The following is a 1,109-nucleotide window of genomic DNA, read 5'->3' on the forward strand; positions in this document are numbered from 1 at the left end:
TGGTCTCCAGCCGCAAGATCGAGCGTGCCACCTATGACTCGGTGGCGTTCCGCTACCTGGCCGCCAATACCCATCCCGACCATGACACGCTGGCCACCTTTCGCCGCCGCTTTCTGCCGGAACTGGAACAGTTGTTCGTACAGGTGCTGCTGCTGGCCCGCGAGATGAAGCTGCTCAAGCTTGGCACCATCGCCCTGGACGGCACCAAGCTCAAGGCCAACGCCAGCAAGCACAAGGCGTTGTCGTATGGCCATGCCAAGAAGCTGGAGGCACAGTTCAGGGCAGAGGTGAAAGCGCTGACCGAGCGGGCCGAGTCGGCGGACAAGGAGGACGCGGCCGACGGCATGGATATCCCCGCCGAGATTGCCCGCCGTGAAGCCCGCCTGGCGGCCATCGCTGAGGCGAAGGCCAAGATCGAGGCGCGCGCCGAGGAGCGGGACGCCACCGAGCAAGCCGCCTATCAGGAAAAGGTGGCGCGGCGGGAGGCGCAGCGCAAGGCCGGCAAGAAGCCCCGTGGGCGTGACCCCGAACCGCCCACTGGTGGCCCGCGTGACAAGGATCAGATCAATTTCACCGACCCGCAGTCGCGCATCATGCCGGTCACCGGCAAGGGGTTTGATCAGTGCTACAACGCCCAAGCCGCGGTTGATACCGAGAGTCTGCTGGTGACCCATGTCCACGTCACGCAGGCGACCAATGACAAGCAGCAAGTCATGCCGCTACTGACGGCCTGGCAAGGTTACCCGGAAACGCTGGGAAAACCTGACCACCTGCTGGGTGATACCGGCTACTTCAGTGCCAGCAATATCCAGGCCTGCCATGACCATGGTATCGAACCGCTGTTGGCGATGAAGCGAGACGTCCATCACCTTCCGGTCTTTGAACGTTTCGCCGCGGATCCGCCTGCCCCGGAGAGCGAGGACCCCGTCGAACAGATGGCACACCGCTTGAAGACGCAGGCGGGCCGAGCGCTCTACGCATTGCGCAAACATACCGTGGAGCCGGTCTTCGGGATCATCAAACACGTGATGGGGTTCCGGCAGTTCTCGCTACGCGGGCTGGATAAGGTCAGCGGCGAGTGGCGATTGGCCACCATGGCGTGGAATATC

General features: G+C 63.3%; 1 protein-coding gene. It reads left to right on the forward strand.

The window, feature by feature from the left end:
* The coding region (locus FYJ79_RS12400; protein ID WP_154518927.1) for a transposase at positions 1-1,109 on the forward strand (1,109 nt) is incomplete at both ends.

Source organism: Sharpea porci (assembly GCF_009695655.1).
Classification (GTDB): domain Bacteria; phylum Bacillota_I; class Bacilli_A; order Erysipelotrichales; family Coprobacillaceae; genus Sharpea; species Sharpea porci.